Source organism: Prevotella sp. C561 (assembly GCF_000224595.1).
Taxonomy (GTDB): domain Bacteria; phylum Bacteroidota; class Bacteroidia; order Bacteroidales; family Bacteroidaceae; genus Prevotella; species Prevotella jejuni.
This window is the reverse complement of record NZ_JH114173.1, coordinates 1-2076: the sequence shown is the minus strand read 5'-3', so window position 1 is coordinate 2076 and position 2076 is coordinate 1. Positions and strand designations below refer to the sequence as shown.

Sequence of the window (2076 nt, the reverse complement as noted above, 5' to 3'; positions counted from 1 at the left end):
CTCATTCAGTACCATATCATAAAGGTTCTGCCTACTACAAGAATGTTACGGAAACGACATACAGTCGTACTATCAGGAGCAACATCTTCCAAACCCAGTCCTACAAAGCGGCTGAAAGACAAACGATCGTTTACCTGCTCCTCAACCTCACCATCACTAAGACCATACCAAGTACGAAGAAGTTCGATTTTTAAAAAGCACAAAACTATCATAGCTCGGACGACCAGTTGCCTTGTTACCTTTGGTGTAGGCAATTTCAATAATACCACGGATTGGATTCCAATCGATAATATTGTCTATCTGAGAAAAGAAGGTCTGCTTGACCTTACGCTGACCGACTAATAGGTCGGCAAAACTGAGAGAGGAGAGTTGCTGTTTCATACTATAAAGGTACGAAAAAATAATGATATAAGCAAATTTCTAAACTAAGAGTTTTGCAGAGGTCTCTTAATGGGAGAGCGAATCAATTTTGAGACGAAAAAGGCAGAGAATAGTATCCCAAAGTCTGTATGGGAGACTTATTCTGCTTTTGCCAATACGATTGGTGGTTATATTCTTTTGGGGATATCAGAACAAAAAGGAAGAGAAGGAAATCTACTCTACACGACAACGGGTATCAAGAATCCAGAGAAACTAAAGAAGGAACTTTTTGACACATTAAACAGTGATAAGGTCAGCACCAACATTCTGACTGACACAGATGTGGAGGTTGTGGAGTATGAAGGGAGATGTCTGTTGTCTATACATGTTCCTCAGGCAGATTATCGACAACGTCCTATTTATTTAAATGAAAACCTAAACAAAGGAACTTATAAGCGGAATCATGAAGGAGATTATCATTGCACCGAGGAGGAGGTAAAAGCAATGATACGCGACTCTAATGATGCAGGGAACGATGGTATCTTGATAGACCATTATAATATGGAAGATATAGACATTCCCACGCTGAGTGCTTTTCGCAATAGGTTTCGTTCTGCCCACCCAGAACATTTATTAAACGATTATGATGACAAGGAGTTTCTTAGAAATTTAGGAGGATATACCAAGGATAGAGCAACTGGGCGAGAGGGACTGACCTTGGCTGGTCTTTTTATGTTTGGAAAGGGATTAGCTATAAGAGAGCGTTTTGATAATATCCGTTTGGACTATTTGGATATGACAAACCTACAACCAGATAGTCGTTGGAGCGACAGGATGACCTATGATGGTAGTTGGGAGAACAATCTCTATAATTTCTTTACCCGTGTGTTAGCAAAATTAGTGCGTGACATAAGACGCCCATTTATTCTTAAAGGTACAGAAAGAGAAGACGATACGCCGATACATAAAGCCATTCGTGAAGCATTGACCAACCTGGTAATCCATGCAGATTATATGATAGAAGGAGTATTAAGAGTTGAGAAGCATGATGATCGGTTCTACTTTTCCAACCCAGGTTCTCTGAAACTGCCTATTGCAGATATCTACAAGGGAGGAAATTCTAAAGCACGTAACCCTCATATCCAATCTATGCTACGTATGCTGGGCTATGGTGATAATATTGGTTCTGGTTTCCCGACTATTGTAGATGCTTGTAAGAAAGAAAACTGGAGAAAGCCATTACTCTGTGAATCTAATGATTTACACACAGTAGAGTTGACAATTTCTATGACATCTGTTATATCAGAAGAATGTATACAGCAGCTACGTACTATTCTTGGTGAAACAGTCTTTCAGTCGCTTGATAACGAAGAAGTCTTGATTCTCTCAGTGGCTTTGACAGAAGGAACTGTAAAGAATAGTTTGATACAAACTCTCTTAGACAAAAACTCTCTACAAGTAGGAAAACTCTTATACTCGTTGGTTGAAAGGAACATTCTTGTTACAGAAAGCAGAGGACGTTGGACTTCTTATGGGGTTAATCAGAACTTTAGAAAAGTTGAAAAGTCAAGGAGTAAAAGTCAAGGAGTAATTGATGAAAAGTCAAGGAGTAAAAGTCAAGGAGTAATTGATGAAAAGTCAAGGAGTAAAAGTCAAGGAGTAATTGATGAAAAGTCAAGGAGTAAAAGTCAAGGAGTAATTGATGAAAAGTCAAGG

The 2076-nt window shown here is 39.0% G+C and carries 1 protein-coding gene and 1 pseudogene; one reads left to right on the top strand and one right to left on the bottom strand.

The window, feature by feature from the left end; translation table 11 throughout:
- Positions 1-381: pseudogene (locus tag HMPREF0666_RS15760) on the bottom strand (transposase); the annotation flags it as partial.
- Between the two features lie 69 nt (positions 382-450).
- Here HMPREF0666_RS15760 and HMPREF0666_RS15755 point away from each other — a divergent pair.
- Positions 451-2076, top strand: a 1626-nt coding sequence (locus HMPREF0666_RS15755; protein ID WP_009013382.1) for an RNA-binding domain-containing protein, incomplete at its 3' end; no start/stop codon positions are given.